Below are 16,554 nucleotides of genomic sequence, written 5' to 3' on the forward strand. Positions count from 1 at the left end.
TCCCCTCTGCCCGCCAAAGTCGACCGGATTGCGGAGACGCCGTCAGCGCCCGATCACCAGGTCGGCGGCGATCAGCGCAGCCGTGCCGGCGACGACGCCGGCGAACACCGATTGGCGGAACAGCGCGAAAGCCGCCATGCCGACCGCCGCCGACCCCAGCCTTATCCACAATGGCACCCCGGCGAGCGCCCCCGGCGCGAACACGATGATCTTGGCGACCACGCCGGTGAGAATCGCGGTCGCCACCGCCCTCACCCAGAGCAGCGCCTCGGAGGTCTCGTCGAGCCCGCGCGAGAAAAAGACGCCGAGCCAGCGCCACACCTCGTTGGGCAGGAAGCCGACCACCACCAGGATCAGATAGGGCCAGAGATCCGCCGTCATCGCCGCGCCCTCGCGACGCGGTGCACCAGATAGGCCGCGGTGCCGCCGACCAAGCCGGTCCACATCAGGTCGAGCCCGACGCCGAGCAGCGCCAGCAGCGGGCTGAGCACCAGGCCCGCCACCGCGGCGATCCGATCCGAGATCATCCGGCTCGAGCGGACGACCGACACCAGGAACGACATCGGGGTGAGGAACAGGAGACCGCCGACCAGCGGCTCGGGCAGCACCCGGGCGAAATAGAAGCCCGCGACGCTGGCCAGCGAGGCGCTGGCGATCAGCATGGTGCCGATCCCGTTGGCGAAAGCGATGCGCTGCTCGGGCGGCCGGCGATGGGCGAGCCGCAGCGCCTCCATCCACATGCTCACGGCGGTGAAATGCGCGGCCAGCACGACACCCGGCAGGCGCGACGACGGCGTGCGCAGGATCGGCAGCAGCGCCACCACCATGGGCAGCAGCCGCACGCCGCTGAGGCTGACCGCGACGGCGACCTCGATCGGCGCCGCCCCGGCGGCCAGTGCCGTGATCATGATGACCTGCGCGGGCGCCGCCCAGACCACCAAGGTCGACAGCACCACCCAGACGACCGAGTAGCCGAGATCGTGGGCCAGCGCCCCGATGCTGATGTAGGTGCCGATCAGGACGATCTGGAACACCGACACGGCGCCGGCCTTGCAGCCCGCGAGATAGCCCTCCCACACCGGAGAGCCGCCGGAAGCCGTACCGTCCTGCGCCATGCCGTTCTGTCCCATAGGCTGCCGCAGGGCGCAATCGGGTTCGCGCCGCACGAGGCATGCGGAGATGGCGGGACGTTCGGCGGCGTCGACAATGCGGAGGTCGACCACGCGCGAGGCGGACAAATAGGAAAGGCCCCGGCCGAACCGGCGTGGGATCGGTTCGGCCGAGGCCTTTCGACCGGGCGCTCAGACGTCAGCCCGGTAGATCTGGCGGCGAGGCGGGATCAGAACCCGCCGGCGCCGGGAAAGCAGAACCCGATGCGAGCGAGCCAGGTGCCGAGAACGGCCGCGCCGGTCGCGACCGCCGGCATGGTGGCGACCAGCACGATGGCGATCATCAGGACGACGCTGGCCGGCGTCGTGGCGGGGGCGGTATCGTTGGCGGCGGAGGTCATGGCACTCACGCGGGTTCGGGGGCGGTGTCGCGGATCACCTCGCAACCACCGTGCCAGACGCCACCCCGAGGCCGTCCAGGGACTTGGTTGGTCAACAAATCGTTGCTGCCGCAAGACCTTGGAACATTCTACCGGGCAAAGGGCAGAGTCTGCCGGTTGGGGGCCGCGTGCGCGCCCTCCGAGCCACGCTGTCCGAAGCCGCCCCGAACGCAGCGCGCCCCGGCGAACCGGGGCGCGTGACGACGAGATGAGTTCGATGACCTGCGGCGAAGGCCCGAGCGGACCTTAGGCCTTGACCAGCGGCACCTTCGGCACCGAGCCCTTTCCGCCGGGACCCGACCCGTTGCCGCCGGAGGGCGGGCCACCCTCGCCCTTCGGGCCGGGCGGCTTCGCCCGACGGGTACCGCCACGGCCGCCGCTGCCGCCCCGCCGCCGCTTCGCCTTGGGGGCGGAGGGCAGCTTCTCGGGCTTCGGCGTGATCGGGCCTTCCAGGAACTCGAAGCCGAGCTTGTCGCCGTCGATCTCGTCCTTGACGACGATGACCCGGACGTGGCCGCCGTTCTTGAGCTTGCCGAACAGCACCTCGTCGGCGAGCGGCTTCTTGATGTACTCCTGGATGACCCGCGACATCGGCCGCGCACCCATCTGCTGATCGTAGCCGCGGACCACCAGCCACTTGGAGGCCTCGTCCGACAGCTCGATGGTGACGTCGCGGTCGGCGAGCTGGGCCTCGAGCTGGAGGACGAACTTCTCCACCACCTTGGCGATGATCGACTCGTCGAGATGGTTGAAGCCGATGATGGCGTCGAGCCGGTTGCGGAACTCGGGCGCGAACAGCCGGTTGATCGCCTCGGAGTCGTCTCCCTCGCGCTTCGCGCGATGGAACCCGAACGCGGCCTTGGCCATGTCGGCGGCGCCCGCGTTCGTCGTCATGATCAGGATGATGTTGCGGAAGTCGACCTGCTTGCCGTTGTGGTCGGTCAGCTTGCCGTGATCCATGATCTGCAGGAGCACGTTGTAGAGGTCGGGATGCGCCTTCTCGACCTCGTCGAGCAGCAGCACGCTGTGCGGATGCTGATCGACGCTGTCGGTCAGCAGGCCGCCCTGGTCGAAGCCGACATAGCCGGGCGGCGCGCCGATCAGGCGCGACACCGTGTGGCGCTCCATGTATTCGGACATGTCGAAGCGGATCAGCTCGACGCCGAGCGTCAAGGCGAGCTGCTTGGCCACCTCGGTCTTGCCGACGCCGGTCGGGCCGGAGAACAGGTAGCAGCCGATCGGCTTCTCCGGCTCGCGCAGGCCGGCGCGGGCGAGCTTGATCGACGCTGCCAGGGCCTCGATCGGCTTGTCCTGGCCATAGACGACGCGCTTGAGGTTCTCCTCGAGATTGGCGAGCACCACGGCGTCGTCCTTCGACACGGTCTTCGGCGGAATCCGCGCCATGGTCGCGATGGTGGTCTCGATCTCCTTGAGGCCGATCGTCTTCTTGCGCCGGTGCTCGGGCAGCAGCATCTGGGCCGCACCCGACTCGTCGATCACGTCGATCGCCTTGTCGGGCAGCTTGCGGTCGTGGATATAGCGGGCCGAGAGCTCGACGGCCGCCTTGATCGCCTCGTTGGTGTATTTGAGCTTGTGGTAGTCCTCGAAATACGGCTTGAGGCCTTTCAGGATCTCGATCGAGTCGGCGACGGTCGGCTCGTTGACGTCGATCTTCTGGAAGCGGCGGACCAGCGCCCGGTCCTTCTCGAAGTACTGGCGGTACTCCTTGTAGGTGGTCGAGCCGATGCAGCGCACCGTGCCGGAGGCGAGCGCCGGCTTCAGCAGGTTCGACGCATCCATGGCGCCGCCCGAGGTGGCGCCGGCGCCGATCACCGTGTGGATCTCGTCGATGAACATGATCGCGCCCGGATAGGCCTCGATCTCCTTGATCACCTGCTTGAGGCGCTCCTCGAAGTCGCCGCGATAGCGGGTGCCGGCCAGGAGCGTGCCCATGTCGAGCGCGAACACGGTTGCGCCCTTGAGCACGTCCGGCACCTCGCCGTGGACGATCCGACGGGCCAGGCCCTCGGCGATCGCCGTCTTGCCGACGCCGGGGTCGCCGACGAACAGCGGGTTGTTCTTCTGGCGCCGGCAGAGGACCTGGATGGTGCGGCTGATCTCACTGTCGCGGCCGATCAACGGGTCGATCTTGCCCTCGCGCGCCTTCTTGTTGAGATTGACGCAATAAGCCTCCAAGGCGTCACCTTTCTTCTTGGTGTCCTCGTTCGGCTTGGCGCCGTCCGAATCCTCCTCCGACGCGCCCCGGGCGGGCCGCGCCTCGGTGAGCCCCGGTCGCTTGGCGATCCCGTGGCTGATGTAGTTCACCGCGTCGTAGCGCGTCATCTCCTGCTCTTGCAGGAAATAGGCCGCATGGCTCTCGCGCTCGGCGAAGATCGCGACGAGGACATTCGCCCCCGTCACCTCCTCGCGGCCGGAGGACTGGACGTGAATCACGGCGCGCTGGATCACCCGCTGGAAGCCGGCCGTGGGCTTGGAATCCTCGGTGCCGTCCGTCACCAGGTTCTCCAGCTCGGACTCGATATAGGCGACGAGATTGCGCCGGAGCTTCTCGAGGTCGACATTGCAGGCCCGCATGACGGCGGCGGCATCCTGGTCGTCGACCAGGGCGAGCAGGAGATGCTCGAGCGTCGCGTATTCGTGGCGGTGCTCGTTGGCCAGCGCGAGCGCCCGGTGAAGCGATTGTTCGAGGCTCCGCGAGAAGGTCGGCATCAGCGTATGGTCCTGTCCTGAAGGGAGTCGCCGCTCGTCACTTCTTCTCCATGACGCATTGGAGAGGATGCTGGTGTTTGCGGGCGAAGTCCATCACCTGGGTCACCTTGGTCTCCGCCACCTCGTAGGTGAAGATGCCGCACTCCCCGATCCCGTGATGGTGGACGTGCAGCATGATGCGGGTCGCCGCCTCGCGGTCCTTGTTGAAGAAGCGCTCCAGCACATGCACCACGAACTCCATCGGCGTGTAGTCGTCGTTGAGCAGCAACACCCGGTAAAGGTTCGGTCTTTTGGTTTGCGTCTTGGTCTTTGTGATGACCGCCGTGCCGGGGCCGGCGGGATCCTGGCGGCGTTTGCGATCGCCGTTGGCGGCGGTCGGCGGCGAAGCGTCGCGCCGGGCCACGGGGTCGATGAGTGGGTCAGTCGAGCAGGCCGTCATGATCTCGTTTCGGTACGGAAGGGACCGGCCCCGTCCGGGACGGGCACCAGGAAGCATGCCGCAGCCCAGCGCGGCCCCGGAGCATAAATAATAAGCAACGCCCCGCTTCGCCACCAGCCGAACATGGCGCCGGCCCGCCGCAGGCCGCGCGGGCGATTCCCGGCGGTCCGAAAAGCCCTCCAGGGCCTCGCCGAGGCCCCACCGACGCACCGGAGCCGGCGGCCGAGCCCCGGCCGGGACACGCCGGGCGAGTCGTTCGGCACCACCGGCCGGCCCGGTATTGCGCCACCCGCCTACCGTAACACGCCGGAACGCGCCTTGGTTAACAGGACACTGAGGGAACCCGGCGAAAGTTCGGCGGCTCTTGAACCGAACGGGAACGACTGCGCGGCACTATGGCCGGGGCCCTTCCAACCTGGTGGTGCGCGATGGCTTTCCAGCGGTTCATCCGTGACCGGCGCGCGAGCGTCGTACCGCTCTTCGCCCTTTCGATCATACCGTTGACCGGGCTGGTGGGGGCGGCCGTCGACTATTCGCGGGCCGCAGCGGCCCGCAGCTCCATGCAGGCCGCGCTCGATTCGACCGTGCTGGCGGTGTCCAAGGACGCCTCGACGCTCGCCTCCGGCGCCATCCAGACCCAGGCCCAGACGATCTTCAACGCGGTGTTCAACCGAGCCGACGTGCAGAGCGTCGCGATCACCACCGCCTACACGACCGGAAACGGCTCGCAGCTCGTCATCACCGGCACCGGGTCGGTCAAGACCAATTTCATGGGCCTGATGGGGTTCTCCGAGCTCACCGTCGCGGCGAGCTCGACCGCCGTGTGGGGCAACACCCGCCTGCGGGTGGCCCTGGTGCTCGACAACACCGGCTCGATGGCGCAGAGCGGCAAGATCGACGCGCTCAAGACCGCGTCACACAATTTGATCGCCCAGCTCAAAAATGCGGCGCGGGTGCCGGAGGACGTCTACGTCGCCATCGTCCCCTACAGCAAGGACGTCGACGTCAAGACCGGCGACACCGTGCCGGACTGGGTCGACTTCACCATCTGGGACACCCTCAACGGCACCTGCAGCAAGCCCAGCTACACGAAGCAGTCGACCTGCACGGCCAACAGCGGCACCTGGACGCCGAAGGCGCACTCGACCTGGAACGGCTGCGTCATGGACCGCGACCAGAACTGGGACGTGATGAACACGGCGCCGGACAGCAGCACGAAGTTCCCGGCCGAGCAGTACGGCTACTGCGCGTCGTCCATGCTGCCGCTCACCAACGACTGGACCAAGCTCGACGCCAAGATCGACGCGATGACGCCGACCGGCAGCACCAACAACACCATCGGCCTGGTGTGGGGCTGGCAGGCCCTGAGCACGACGGCGCCGCTCAGCGCCCCGGCCAAGGACCCGAACTACCAGTACCAGGACGTCATCGTGCTCTTGACCGACGGCCTCAACACCCAGAACCGCTGGAGCGGCGACGGCAGCAACCACTCGACCGCGGTCGACACCCGCACCGAGAAGGCCTGCACCAACGTCAAGGCGGCGAAAATCACCATCTACACGGTGCTGGTGATGGAGGGGAACGCCTCGCTGCTGCAGACCTGCGCGACCGACACCAACCACTATTTCTATCTGACGGCGTCGAACCAGATCGTCACCACGTTCGACACCATCGGCACCCAGCTCTCCAAGCTGCGCCTGGCGAAGTGACGCGGCCGAACGTGATCGCGGCGCCCTGGTGACGGCGGCGCTCGCCCGCGGAGAGCGGCGCGCGCCCCGCACGGTGCCGCACCGGACGGTCGGCCGAGACCCCCTTCGACACTGAACCGACACTGCGACCGACCCCGCGACGACCGCCCCCGCGACGGCCGACCTCGGCGACCGTGATCGCAGCCGTGCCCACGACGCCCGCCGCGGCCGGTGCCCGTCACTCGGCCCTTCCCGGGCGTGTCAAGGCCGAATCCCGACCATCGCGGTGACGAAGCATTCACCCTGATTCGCGCTGTCGGCCCCAAATGCGTCCCCGGGGCTCGATCGGGCCGGTTTTCTTGTTTCAAATTAGGCATTGGTTTGATCTCGCCCGGTAACGATGGCGGATCGTCAAAACGGATGATCCGGCAGGGGTCCGATGAGCACCAACACGCTTCTCCCGAGAGCCTCGTCGCAGTGCCGCGCGTTCCGACGCGCGGAGGGCGGCAACGTCGCCGTCATGTTCGCGCTGACGTTGATCCCGGTCGTCGGCCTGGTCGGCGCGGCGATCGACTACAGCCGCGCCAACGCCATCCGCGCCAACATGCAGGCGGCCGCCGACTCGGCCGCGCTCGCGGTCTCCAAGATCGCATCCAGCCAGACCTCCGACCAGATCCAGGCCGCCGCCGACGCGAATTTCCGCGCGCTGATCACACAGCAGGACGCCACCATCACGGGCGTGTCCGCGGCCTATACCAAGAGCGCGGTGTCGAACGTCGTGGTCGACGCGACCGGTACCATGAAGACACGCTTCATGGGGCTGCTCGGCTTTTCGCAGATGAACATCAAGGTGACGTCGACCACGGCCTGGGGCAACACCAGGCTGCGGGTCGCGCTCGCGCTCGACAACACCGGGTCGATGGCGAGCTCCAACAAGATCGGCGCGCTGCAGACCGCGACCAAGAACCTGCTCACCCAGCTCCAGGCCGCCGCCACCAATGACGGCGACGTCTATGTCTCGATCATTCCGTTCAGCCGCGACGTCAATGTCGGCACCGGCTACTCGAGTGCGACCTGGATCGACTGGACGTCCTGGGATGCCGACGACGGCAACGGTAGCTGCAGCAAATCCCAGTACTCGACCAAGTCGAGCTGCACCAGTCACAGCGGCACCTGGACCGTAGACGCCCACAGCACCTGGAACGGCTGCATCACGGATCGCGGGACGTCGAGCGGGCCCAGCCCGAGCGCCGCCGGAACCGGTTACGACCAGAGGATCGACGCACCTGTGGTCGGAACGACGGCCACGTTGTTCCCGGCCGACCAGTACGGCTATTGCCCGCTCGCCATGAAGGGGCTGAGCTACGAATGGACCAACATGAAGACGTTGGTCGACAACATGTATCCGAACGGCAGCACCAACCAGCCGATCGGCCTCGTGTGGGGCTGGCAGTCGCTGGTCGGCGGCGGCCCGCTCACGGCCCCCGCGAAGGACGCCAATTACCAGTACCAGCAGGTCATCATCCTGCTCAGCGACGGCCTCAATACGCAGGACCGCTGGTACGGCAACGGGTCGAGCACCTCCACCGCGGTCGACGCCCGCATGTGCGTCGAGGGCACGTCGAGCTGCACGTCCGGCACCTGCAACAACATCAAGGCCGCCGGCATCACCATCTACACCATCCAGGTCAACACCGGCGGCGACCCGACCTCGACGCTGCTGCAGAAATGCGCCACGGACTCGAGCAAGTTCTACCTGTTGACCTCGTCGTCCCAGATCATCACGGCGTTCGACCAGATCGGTACCCAGCTCACGCGCCTGCGCGTCGCCAAGTAGCGCGTCCGGGCGCGTCGGGGTTGTGGACCCGCCAGGGCCCGCCTCGGGCGCCCGGCCCCTCGAGACATCGTCGCACAACGAGAAAAGCCCGGCCGCAAGGACCGGGCTCTCCCTCTGGGCCGGGCGTCAGGCGCCGTTGGTCGGCGCGCGTCCCGGCTGTCTCGTGTGTGGTTCGCGCGGATGCGTCGGCGCGCGGAAAATGTCGTCAGTTGCCCGCCTGGCTGGTGAACGGCGCGGCCGGGAACTTGCCGGCGAAGCCTTCGAGCGGCTTGAAGACCTGCTTGGCGAGGTCGGCATAGAGCTCGCTCAGGCGCTGCGACTGGGCGACGAAGGACTCGTAGCTCGACTTCAGGTAGTCGGACTGCAGCTCGACGGCCTTGTCGAGCGACTTGGCCCCGAGGATCTTCTCGAGCGTCTCGGCGCCGTGCTCGAACGACTTCTTCGAGAAATCGGCGGTCTCGGCCACGATCACCTGAACGCTCTGCGACACGGCGCCGAACGACTTCATGGCCGCGTCCATGCTGTCCTTGCCGAAGCCCGGCAGGGAATCGAGGGGAAGGTTCATCGGACGTCTCCCGGTTGAATTCTCTGGCGCCAACCCGCACGGCCGCGTGATCGAGTCGTGATCACCTACCGGGCGTTGCGACCTTGAAAAATCTTATACCGCACTGCACAAAAACGCAAGAATTTATTTTGCACTGCACCATAAACGGTGAATTCCGTAGATCGATCAAAGGATTCGTTAACCTTTTCGCAACCCCCCCTGCCTACGGTAGCAAAGCGCGTCGTCTCGGTGACGCCCGAATTCACCGGTAACGGTCTCGTGAGCCGCCGCAGGTTTGGCAAACGGCCGGCGGCCAAGGACGTCACGGGGACACATCGGGCGCTGGCCAAAGCGACCGGTGGATGAGGGGAAACAATGCTCCTGACATTCGGGAACACGCGTGGATTCCGCACGATCGCGGTCGCCCTGCTCACCGGCGTCGCCGCGCTCGCCCTGGTCGTGGACACGGCAGACGCGCGCGGGCGCCGGCGCCACGCCGTCGCCAAGGGCGGCGGCTACAGCCCGCCCTATGCCGCCATCGTGGTCGACGCCAATTCCGGCCAGGTGCTGCACGCCGCCGAGCCAGACGGCATCCGCCACCCGGCCTCGCTGACCAAGATCATGACGCTCTATCTGCTGTTCGAGCGGATGGAGGCCGGCAAGATCAAAGCCGACACGCCCCTCAAGGTCTCGGCCCATGCGGCCTCGCAGGCGCCCACCAAGCTCGGCCTGAAGCCGGGCCAGACCATCACGGCCGACGAGGCGATCCGCGGCCTGGTCACCCGCTCGGCCAACGACGCCGCCGCCGTGATCGCCGAGGCGATCGCCGGCGACGAGGACGACTTCGCCAAGATGATGACCCGCAAGGCGCGTGCGCTCGGCATGAGCCGCACCGTCTACAACAACGCTTCGGGCCTGCCCGACAGCGGCCAGGTCACCACGGCGCGCGACCAGGCGATCCTCGGCCGCGCCATCCAGGACCATTTCCCGACCCAGTACCGCTACTTCTCGATCTCGTCCTTCGCGTTCCGCGGCCAGACGATCCGCAACCACAACCGGCTGCTCGGCTCGGTGCAGGGCGTCGACGGCATCAAGACCGGCTATGTCCACGCCTCCGGCTTCAACCTCGTCTCCTCGATCAAGCGCAACAACCGCCATCTGGTGGCGGTGGTGCTGGGCGGCTCGTCGGCCGGCGCCCGTGACGCCAAGATGCGTAGTCTGCTCGAGAAATACATCTCCGAGGCCTCGGCCAAGCGGACCGCCCCGATGATCGCCGAGGCGCGCGACACCGACGTCCAGGCCCCGGCCGCCGCGGCCGGCCAGATGATGCTCGCCTCCGCCGGCAGCGTGCCCTACGCGCCGCCGACCGCCGCGGCTGCCGCCACGGCGATGCCGGGCACGCGCTTCCCGGTCGCCGCCGCCAAGATCGAGCGGCCCGCCCCCGGCAAGATCGAGCCCGCCAAGGCGCAGGCCCAGGCCCAGACCACGGCCGACCCGATCAAGCCGATCCTGGTCAAGACCATCAAGGTGAAGCTCAGCGGCGTGCAGACGGCCGCCCTGACCCCGTCGCTCGCCCATCTGCCGGTCGTCCCGGCGCACGAGGACATCTCGCGCACCGCCACCCGCAGCCTGCAGCCGGCCGCGGCGCCGCAGCCGGCGCCCGTGCGGGCGGCCGCCGTGGCCGCCATCCCGGCCCAGCCGGCCGCCGCGCCGGCAGCTCCCGTTCAGGTCGCCGTCGCGACCCCGTCGGCCGCCGCCCAGGCGGCCCTGGCCCGTCCGGTCGCGGTCGCCCAGGCGGCCCACGGTGCGATCGCCCCGGCTGCCCCGACCCCGGTGGCCGCCGCAGCGGCCCCGGCGCCTGCGCCGATCGCCGTGGCGGCTGCTCCGGCCCCAGCGCCTGCCCCGGCCCCGGCCGTCGTTCGCGAGGTCGCGGTGTCCAGCGCCGATGCCGAGACCACCTTCGCGCTCGCCAGCGCGGCGAGCCGGCCGGCCGAGCCCACCCGCAAGCCGGTGGCGCGCAGCGGCTGGATCATCCAGATCGGCGCCTTCGAGGGCGAGCGCGAGGCGAAGGACCGCCTGAGCTCCGCCCAGGCCAAGGCCAAGTCGTTGCTCGGCCATGCCGACCCCTTCACCGAGGCGGTGGTGCGCGACAACAAGACGTTCTACCGGGCGCGGTTCGCCGGGTTCGAGAAGGACTCCGCCGAAGCCGCCTGCAAGTATCTCAAGCGGAACGACTTCGCCTGTCTGACCATCAAGAACTGAGGACCCGCTCGATCACGAGGTAAAGCGGACCGAGGGGCGTGAGCAGGAAACGCTCCGACTTTTCTAAACGCCTGGAGCGGGTCGTGTGCTTTACGCGCTCCAGACGACGACCAACGAGAACCACCCGAAACGGGGGATCACTGGAGGCCTGGCTCCGCGGCTAGAACGGCCGAGAGCGCGTGTACGTCGAGAGTTTATGTTGCGTAGCGTTCGGAGTTGTTATCGATGTCCGCGAAGCAGGACCTCCTTGGCCTCGTTCACACGGGCCGCGAGGTACGTCGTCCCCCCCTGGTCGGGATGCAGTTTCTTCATGAGCAGGCGGTGCGCCCGGCCGATGTCCTCGGCGCTCGCCCCCGGCTCAAGGCCAAGGATCTGATAGGCCTCCTGTTCCGTCATTTTGCCGGAACTCGCCGCTCCGACTTGCCCCGCTGCCGAACCACGCTGCGCGTCTTCACGCCAGCCGGGACGTCGGCGGTCAAGGTAAGCTGCAAGTAGAGTGCGGCTCTCCTCGTCGATCTCGGCGAGGAGGCTCTCCAGATCCGGCACGGCGAGCGCGTCGAGCGCCGTCCCCGCATAGCGTCCGGCCAGCACGGTGCCCCGCATCGCGCCACTGTCGTGATCGAGCTCCATCTCCACGAAGGCCGACCTCACCCGGGACACCTGCCCCGGGCTCTTGCGGGTGCGCTGCCCGAAGGTGGCGCCGCCGAAGGGCAGCCAGCCCAGCAGGCCGAGCCCGGTGAGGCCGAGCGGCAGCCCGATCGAGATCTGCCCGCGCGCCATCAGGAAGGCGGCACCGCCGAGCGCCGCGACCCCGCCCGCAATCCTCGCCCCCTTCACCATTCCCTTCGGATTGGCGCGCGCGAAGACCTTCGCGCCCCCCAACAGAATCACGAGCAGGGCCAGTCCAATCAGAAACGTCATGGCGATCTCAACTGCTCGAGCAGGCGCACCGCCGAGCGGCTTGTCCCGCTGAGGCGCTGCAGCGCCTGCCGGCCACCGCTCGCATAGGCGGCGACGGCGCGCAACAGCTCGCCGAGCTCGTGGGCCGAGCCGGCGCTGAACCGGCACCACGCGCCGCCCGAGAGGCGGGCGATCTCGCGGAACGCCTGCTCGGCGACCGGATCGCCGCCCTCCTGGAACATGAAGACCGGAACGCCCGCGAGTCCGAGCTCGCCGGCCCGCGCACACAGCTCGTCGACCGACTCCTCCATGGCGTCGCCCACGTAGACCAGCGCCTGGACCCTGGCAGCCTCGGATTCGCGGCGCACATGGGCCAAGACCTTGCGGATCTGGGTGTGGCCGCCGCGGCAGTCGATCTTCTCCATCAGGCCGGCGAGCGCGCGCGGATCGGAGACGAAACGCGACGAGCGGCATTCCGAGAGACCGCGGAAATAGACGAGCTGGACGTCGAGCCCGCCGACCGCGGCGGCTTCCGCGAACATGTCGGCCTGCAGCCGGCAGGCGGTGTCCCAGGTCGGCTGGCGGCTCATGGTGGCGTCGAGCGCGAAGACCAGGCGACCGCGCGCTCCCGACGCGCGCGCAGCGCCCAGCGCACGCACCTCGGCCACGAACGCATCGATCTCCGGCCGCGACGAGGTCGTGGCCGGCGCGTGGGGGTCGGGGCTAGCCCCTTCGGGGGAGGACGCGCGATCAGGCGGCTTCGCCATCGCGGCACCTGCGGATGTTGGAGACGAGAATCCCTCGGCGAACCATGCCTATCAATTGGCCGCGAACACCCCCCGGCGCAATGGCGTCGGTCCATCGGCACGGGGCGACACGGAGCCGCGCCGACAAGGACGCCCCTGCCCTCAGCCGGACACCGGGGAAACGGGCGGCAGCATCGGCGGCAGGGTGGCCGGGCCGTCGCCGCCATCGCCGTCGCCACCGCCATCGCCGCCGTCGAGCAGGTCGTCGACCTCGAGCGGCCGATAGGCGCTCATGAACCACTCGGCCCGCGCCTCCGCCCGCTTGCGGCCGCGATCGTCGAGCGGCAGCCGCAGGTTCGACAACAGCCCCTGCACCTCGAGCCGTGCCGTCACGTGCGACAGGCTCGGCCGCATCCCGAGCGCCTGCTCGCCGATCTCGTCGACCGCGGTGAGGCCGCGCGGAAAGAACTCGCGATAGATCACCCGCTCGGCAAAGCCCTCGACGAAACGGAAGCCGAGCCGGCCACTCAATTCGTTGAGCCCCTCGCCGACGAGCTTGCGGTTGCGCGAGCCGAGCGTCGAGAGCCGGTTTCGCACCACCACCCAGTCGGTCATCTTGCCGTCGACGATGCGGCGCTGGCGCCGCGCCTCGCGCACCAGCTCGGCATAATGGCTGTTTCCGGTGAGCTCGAAGGTCTGCGGGTCGACGGCGGCGAGCACGTCGAAGTCGAGGAAGCTGTCGTTGAGCGGCGTCACCAGCGTGTCGGCCATCGAATGCGCCAGCCGCGACAGGAACGTGTCGGCGCCGGGCGTGTCGATCACCAGGAAGTCGTGGCGATGCTCGATCTCCGTGATGGCGTCGGCGAAGCGACCGAACTCGGCGGTCTCGTTGTCGTCGACACGGACGCCCTCGGCGCGGGCGATGCAGAAATGCAGCGGGATCTCGAGCGGCTGGTTGATCTTCCGGCCCCACAGGCGGCGCCGGTCGATGTAATGCGTCAGCGTGCTCTGGCGCGAATCGAGATCGATGGTGGCGACCCGCTGGCCGGCCTTCATCAGGGCGACCGCGAGATGCATGGCCGTGGTCGACTTGCCGGACCCGCCCTTCTCGTTGCCGAGAACGATCACATGCGCCGAGATCGGCCCCCGACGCACGTTGTTCCGACGCTCTACATCCGACCACATGAACGCCTCCACGCAGGGTCGATTTTTGTTTTGATCGCCTGTCGGGGTCAAGCTATCCCTTCGACCCGCATGGAGTCGTGAACGTCACGACGGCCGCGCGCCTCGCGCCGCCTTGTCGCCGTGCAAACCCTGATCGAACAACATGAAAGCCATCCTGCCCGTCACCCGTACGCTCAAGGCCCTGGATGGCGCTGTCGCGCGCTTCCGCGCCAAGCGCGAGACCGTCGCCCTCGTCCCCACCATGGGGGCGCTCCATGCCGGCCATCTGGCGCTGGTGCGTCTCGCCCGCAAGAAGGCCGACCGCGTCGTCGTCTCGATCTTCGTCAACCCGGCTCAGTTCGCCCCGCACGAGGACTTTGCGAGCTATCCCCGGCGCCTGTCCGCCGACGTCGGGGTGCTGGGCCGCGAAGGCGTCGATCTGGTCTGGGCGCCCGATACGGCCGTGATGTACCCGCAGGGGTTTTCCACCAGGATCGCACCCGAGGGCCCAGCGCTGGCCGGGCTCGAGGACGCCTTCCGGCCGCACTTCTTCGGCGGCGTCGCCACCGTGGTGGCCAAGCTGTTCGGTCAGGTGCGGCCCGACATCGCCGTGTTCGGCCAGAAGGACTATCAGCAGCTCAAGGTGGTGACGCGGCTCGCCGCAGACTTGGATCTGCGCGTAAAAGTCATCGGTCTGCCGACCGTGCGTGAGAAGGACGGCCTCGCGCTGTCGTCGCGCAATCTCTATCTCTCGGCCGAGGAGCGTGTCCGCGCGCCGGCGCTGCATCGCGTGCTCGAGACGTGCGCCGAGCGGATCGCCGCTGGACGCCCGATCAAGGGCGTGATGGCGAGCGGCCTCACGGCGCTCACCCGCGACGGCTTCGCGGTCGACTATCTCGAGGCGCGTCACGCCGAGACGCTGGCGCCGGTGAAGTCCGCAAAGGACGGGCCGATCCGCCTGCTCGTCGCGGCGCGACTCGGCGCCACGCGGCTGATCGACAATCTCGCGGTGTGATACCGGATCCGGAGGATCCCTTCGGTGGTCATTCCGGGACGGCGCCCCCGGGTCCGGCCTTCGGCCGGCCCGAGGACAGGCTCCGCGCCGGACCCGGAATCCAGCCACGTTCTCGGCATTCGTCGCTGGATTCCGGGTTCGCACCTTCGGTGCGCCCCGGAATGACGGTGAGCTGATCACCCGGATTCTGTGTGAGACGCTGATTCCGTCGCGCTCGAGCCCGCGGCCCTAACAGTCGATCACCACGATCTCGCTCAAGGGATCGGCCGCCGGGACATGGCGCGGCCGTGCCGGCGGCCTGATCAGAACGTGCTCGAGCAGGCGCGGATCCTGCGCCTCGACGAAGTGCACCGCAAAGCCCTCGGCGAAGCGGCGCACCACCCGCCCGACCACCGAACCGACTGCGAGCGGCATGCCGATCGGCGGCCTGACCTCGGCCGAGACGGCGACGCCGGACGCCGACATGTCGATGACGAAGCACGGCACCGTCTTGCCGTCCGCCATGATCAGGGTCGAATGCGGGCTGGTCGGGACGATCCGCCGGTGCTGGCGCGTGTTGGGAATATCGTCGCGCTGGTGCTTGTCGAGCCAGTCGAGCTTCGACTCGAGCTTGGCGAGCTGATCGTCGTCGGCCTCGAGGCTCATGGCGAAGCCGCCATAGAGCCTGCGGAGGACCTTGCCCTCCAGCTTGCCGAACTCGTCGAAATAGCCGACCACCGGCTCGCCGATCGTCCCGATCACGGGGCCGGCCAGCACCATGCCGTGCGGCGAGATGTTGACCAGCCGGCAGGCGAATTCGGGGGGCTTGCCGTGCGTGGCCCGGCGCCGCACCAGCACATAGCGGCCGGGCAGGCTCACCACGACACGGATGTCGCGGCGCCGCTCCGCCGAGGTCTGGCAGTCAACCAGCGTCTTGCCTTGCGACATCGTGGGGCCCTAGACCGACTACTTAGCTCTTTTAAACTATAGCACCCCAAGGGCTAAGCCAAGCAGCGGTTCCAAGGCATGACCAGACAAAGGAAAGAGTAATCGTCGCTCGCGAGCTAATTTCGCCGCGTATTCGCAGCCAAATTTAGTCAATTGGCGGCGGCTCTACTCCAAGACCTTGATGGGGCACCTAAAGCAGGCCGAGCGACCGCAGCTCGCGGCGCATCTCCTCCGGCATCGCCGTCACGTCCTTGCCGGAGCGCGCGAGATCGGACGGAGCGTCCTTGGGGGCGAGATAGCGCCAGCCCTGGAACGCCCGGTAGGGCCGCGGCTCGACCGGGACGACCGTCGGTTCGAGCAGCAGTCGGCAACGACCGACCCCCTCGCCGTCGACGAAGGGCTCGATGCCGACCAGCGTCTGGCGGCAGGCGATCTCGCCGCGGATGACCCAGTAGAGCGAGCCGCCGTCGAGGAGCTCCTCGCCCCGCTTCGGGGTCATGCGGGTGACGTGGACGTGCTGGCGCGGGCTGCCCTTCGGGCGCTTGGCGAGCCGCTCGCGGATCCAGTCCTCGAGATCGGCAATGCCGTCGCAGCCGACGCACAGCTTCAGGAGATGCAGGGGCATCCGATCGTCCTAGCCGATCAGCGTTCGAGCGGCCAGCGGTCGGCCGGGGTCTGTGGACAGAGGCCCTTCAGTCGTCGCTGCCGTCGGCGGCGGCCGGGGCCGGCGGGGCGGCGGGCGCCGGCTTGGGC

General features: G+C 68.4%; 15 protein-coding genes. 4 read left to right on the top strand and 11 right to left on the bottom strand.

Annotation, left to right across the window (positions count from 1 at the left end; genetic code table 11):
- Nucleotides 1-42: 42 nt before the first annotated feature.
- The 5 genes from HXX10_RS23845 to clpS all read right to left on the bottom strand — a co-directional run bounded on the left by HXX10_RS23845 (nucleotide 43) and on the right by clpS (nucleotide 4,718).
- Nucleotides 43-381: an AzlD domain-containing protein gene (locus tag HXX10_RS23845; RefSeq protein ID WP_296525764.1), complete on the bottom strand. Its 339-nt coding sequence runs from the start codon at nucleotides 379-381 to the stop codon at nucleotides 43-45.
- Complete coding sequence (locus HXX10_RS23850) at nucleotides 378-1,115, bottom strand: AzlC family ABC transporter permease (protein ID WP_296525765.1); 738 nt, start codon at nucleotides 1,113-1,115, stop codon at nucleotides 378-380. The genes HXX10_RS23845 and HXX10_RS23850 overlap by 4 nt, the downstream gene beginning before the upstream one ends.
- Before the next feature lie 224 nt (nucleotides 1,116-1,339).
- On the bottom strand, nucleotides 1,340-1,510 hold the full coding sequence (locus HXX10_RS23855) for a hypothetical protein (RefSeq protein ID WP_296525766.1): 171 nt from the start codon (nucleotides 1,508-1,510) through the stop codon (nucleotides 1,340-1,342).
- 285 nt (nucleotides 1,511-1,795) lie between these two features.
- A complete protein-coding gene (clpA, locus tag HXX10_RS23860; protein ID WP_296525767.1) occupies nucleotides 1,796-4,279 on the bottom strand; it encodes an ATP-dependent Clp protease ATP-binding subunit ClpA in 2,484 nt (827 codons plus the stop codon).
- Between the two features lie 37 nt (nucleotides 4,280-4,316).
- On the bottom strand, nucleotides 4,317-4,718 hold the full coding sequence (clpS, locus tag HXX10_RS23865; protein ID WP_296525768.1) for an ATP-dependent Clp protease adapter ClpS: 402 nt from the start codon (nucleotides 4,716-4,718) through the stop codon (nucleotides 4,317-4,319).
- A 428-nt stretch (nucleotides 4,719-5,146) separates the two neighbouring features.
- Between clpS and HXX10_RS23870 the strand changes: the two genes are divergently transcribed.
- Both HXX10_RS23870 and HXX10_RS23875 read left to right on the top strand, forming a co-directional pair.
- A complete protein-coding gene (locus tag HXX10_RS23870) occupies nucleotides 5,147-6,427 on the top strand; it encodes a TadE/TadG family type IV pilus assembly protein (protein WP_296525769.1) in 1,281 nt (426 codons plus the stop codon).
- A gap of 418 nt (nucleotides 6,428-6,845) precedes the next feature.
- Nucleotides 6,846-8,243, top strand: coding sequence for a TadE/TadG family type IV pilus assembly protein (locus tag HXX10_RS23875; RefSeq protein ID WP_296525770.1), 1,398 nt, complete (start codon nucleotides 6,846-6,848; stop codon nucleotides 8,241-8,243).
- Between the two features lie 205 nt (nucleotides 8,244-8,448).
- Here HXX10_RS23875 and HXX10_RS23880 read toward each other — a convergent pair whose 3' ends face one another.
- Nucleotides 8,449-8,808 (bottom strand): phasin family protein, encoded by a 360-nt coding sequence (locus HXX10_RS23880; RefSeq protein ID WP_296525771.1) that lies wholly within the window; start codon nucleotides 8,806-8,808, stop codon nucleotides 8,449-8,451.
- A gap of 354 nt (nucleotides 8,809-9,162) precedes the next feature.
- Here HXX10_RS23880 and HXX10_RS23885 point away from each other — a divergent pair, with 354 nt between their 5' ends.
- Nucleotides 9,163-11,049, top strand: coding sequence for a D-alanyl-D-alanine carboxypeptidase (locus tag HXX10_RS23885; RefSeq protein ID WP_296525772.1), 1,887 nt, complete (start codon nucleotides 9,163-9,165; stop codon nucleotides 11,047-11,049).
- 219 nt (nucleotides 11,050-11,268) lie between these two features.
- Here HXX10_RS23885 and HXX10_RS23890 read toward each other — a convergent pair whose 3' ends face one another.
- The 3 genes from HXX10_RS23890 to HXX10_RS23900 all read right to left on the bottom strand — a co-directional run bounded on the left by HXX10_RS23890 (nucleotide 11,269) and on the right by HXX10_RS23900 (nucleotide 13,880).
- A complete protein-coding gene (locus tag HXX10_RS23890; RefSeq protein ID WP_296525773.1) occupies nucleotides 11,269-11,970 on the bottom strand; it encodes a DnaJ domain-containing protein in 702 nt (233 codons plus the stop codon).
- Nucleotides 11,967-12,716, bottom strand: coding sequence for a VWA domain-containing protein (locus HXX10_RS23895; protein WP_296525774.1), 750 nt, complete (start codon nucleotides 12,714-12,716; stop codon nucleotides 11,967-11,969). Before HXX10_RS23895 ends, HXX10_RS23890 begins: the two co-directional genes overlap by 4 nt.
- A 141-nt stretch (nucleotides 12,717-12,857) precedes the next feature.
- A complete protein-coding gene (locus HXX10_RS23900; RefSeq protein ID WP_296525775.1) occupies nucleotides 12,858-13,880 on the bottom strand; it encodes a division plane positioning ATPase MipZ in 1,023 nt (340 codons plus the stop codon).
- A gap of 142 nt (nucleotides 13,881-14,022) precedes the next feature.
- Here HXX10_RS23900 and panC point away from each other — a divergent pair, with 142 nt between their 5' ends.
- On the top strand, nucleotides 14,023-14,874 hold the full coding sequence (panC, locus tag HXX10_RS23905) for a pantoate--beta-alanine ligase (protein WP_296525776.1): 852 nt from the start codon (nucleotides 14,023-14,025) through the stop codon (nucleotides 14,872-14,874).
- 228 nt (nucleotides 14,875-15,102) lie between these two features.
- Here the strand turns inward: panC and HXX10_RS23910 are convergent, their stop codons facing one another.
- Nucleotides 15,103-15,801 (bottom strand): PilZ domain-containing protein, encoded by a 699-nt coding sequence (locus tag HXX10_RS23910; protein ID WP_296525777.1) that lies wholly within the window; start codon nucleotides 15,799-15,801, stop codon nucleotides 15,103-15,105.
- Between the two features lie 190 nt (nucleotides 15,802-15,991).
- Entirely contained in the window at nucleotides 15,992-16,426 is a 435-nt protein-coding gene (locus HXX10_RS23915; RefSeq protein ID WP_296525778.1) for a DUF1489 domain-containing protein, read from the bottom strand.
- Between the last annotated feature and the right edge of the window lie 128 nt (nucleotides 16,427-16,554).

This window comes from Rhodoplanes sp., assembly GCF_013377085.1.
GTDB lineage: Bacteria > Pseudomonadota > Alphaproteobacteria > Rhizobiales > Xanthobacteraceae > Rhodoplanes.

Coding starts and splice junctions, on each gene's coding strand:
- HXX10_RS23855 (WP_296525766.1), bottom strand. CDS start 1,510: ATGACCTCCGCCGCCAACGATACCGCCCCCGCCACGACGCCGGCCAGC.
- HXX10_RS23915 (WP_296525778.1), bottom strand. CDS start 16,426: ATGCCCCTGCATCTCCTGAAGCTGTGCGTCGGCTGCGACGGCATTGCC.
- clpS (WP_296525768.1), bottom strand. CDS start 4,718: ATGACGGCCTGCTCGACTGACCCACTCATCGACCCCGTGGCCCGGCGC.
- HXX10_RS23845 (WP_296525764.1), bottom strand. CDS start 381: ATGACGGCGGATCTCTGGCCCTATCTGATCCTGGTGGTGGTCGGCTTC.
- HXX10_RS23870 (WP_296525769.1), top strand. CDS start 5,147: ATGGCTTTCCAGCGGTTCATCCGTGACCGGCGCGCGAGCGTCGTACCG.
- clpA (WP_296525767.1), bottom strand. CDS start 4,279: ATGCCGACCTTCTCGCGGAGCCTCGAACAATCGCTTCACCGGGCGCTC.
- HXX10_RS23875 (WP_296525770.1), top strand. CDS start 6,846: ATGAGCACCAACACGCTTCTCCCGAGAGCCTCGTCGCAGTGCCGCGCG.
- HXX10_RS23895 (WP_296525774.1), bottom strand. CDS start 12,716: ATGGCGAAGCCGCCTGATCGCGCGTCCTCCCCCGAAGGGGCTAGCCCC.
- HXX10_RS23880 (WP_296525771.1), bottom strand. CDS start 8,808: ATGAACCTTCCCCTCGATTCCCTGCCGGGCTTCGGCAAGGACAGCATG.
- HXX10_RS23885 (WP_296525772.1), top strand. CDS start 9,163: ATGCTCCTGACATTCGGGAACACGCGTGGATTCCGCACGATCGCGGTC.
- HXX10_RS23900 (WP_296525775.1), bottom strand. CDS start 13,880: ATGTGGTCGGATGTAGAGCGTCGGAACAACGTGCGTCGGGGGCCGATC.
- HXX10_RS23850 (WP_296525765.1), bottom strand. CDS start 1,115: ATGGCGCAGGACGGTACGGCTTCCGGCGGCTCTCCGGTGTGGGAGGGC.
- HXX10_RS23910 (WP_296525777.1), bottom strand. CDS start 15,801: ATGTCGCAAGGCAAGACGCTGGTTGACTGCCAGACCTCGGCGGAGCGG.
- panC (WP_296525776.1), top strand. CDS start 14,023: ATGAAAGCCATCCTGCCCGTCACCCGTACGCTCAAGGCCCTGGATGGC.
- HXX10_RS23890 (WP_296525773.1), bottom strand. CDS start 11,970: ATGACGTTTCTGATTGGACTGGCCCTGCTCGTGATTCTGTTGGGGGGC.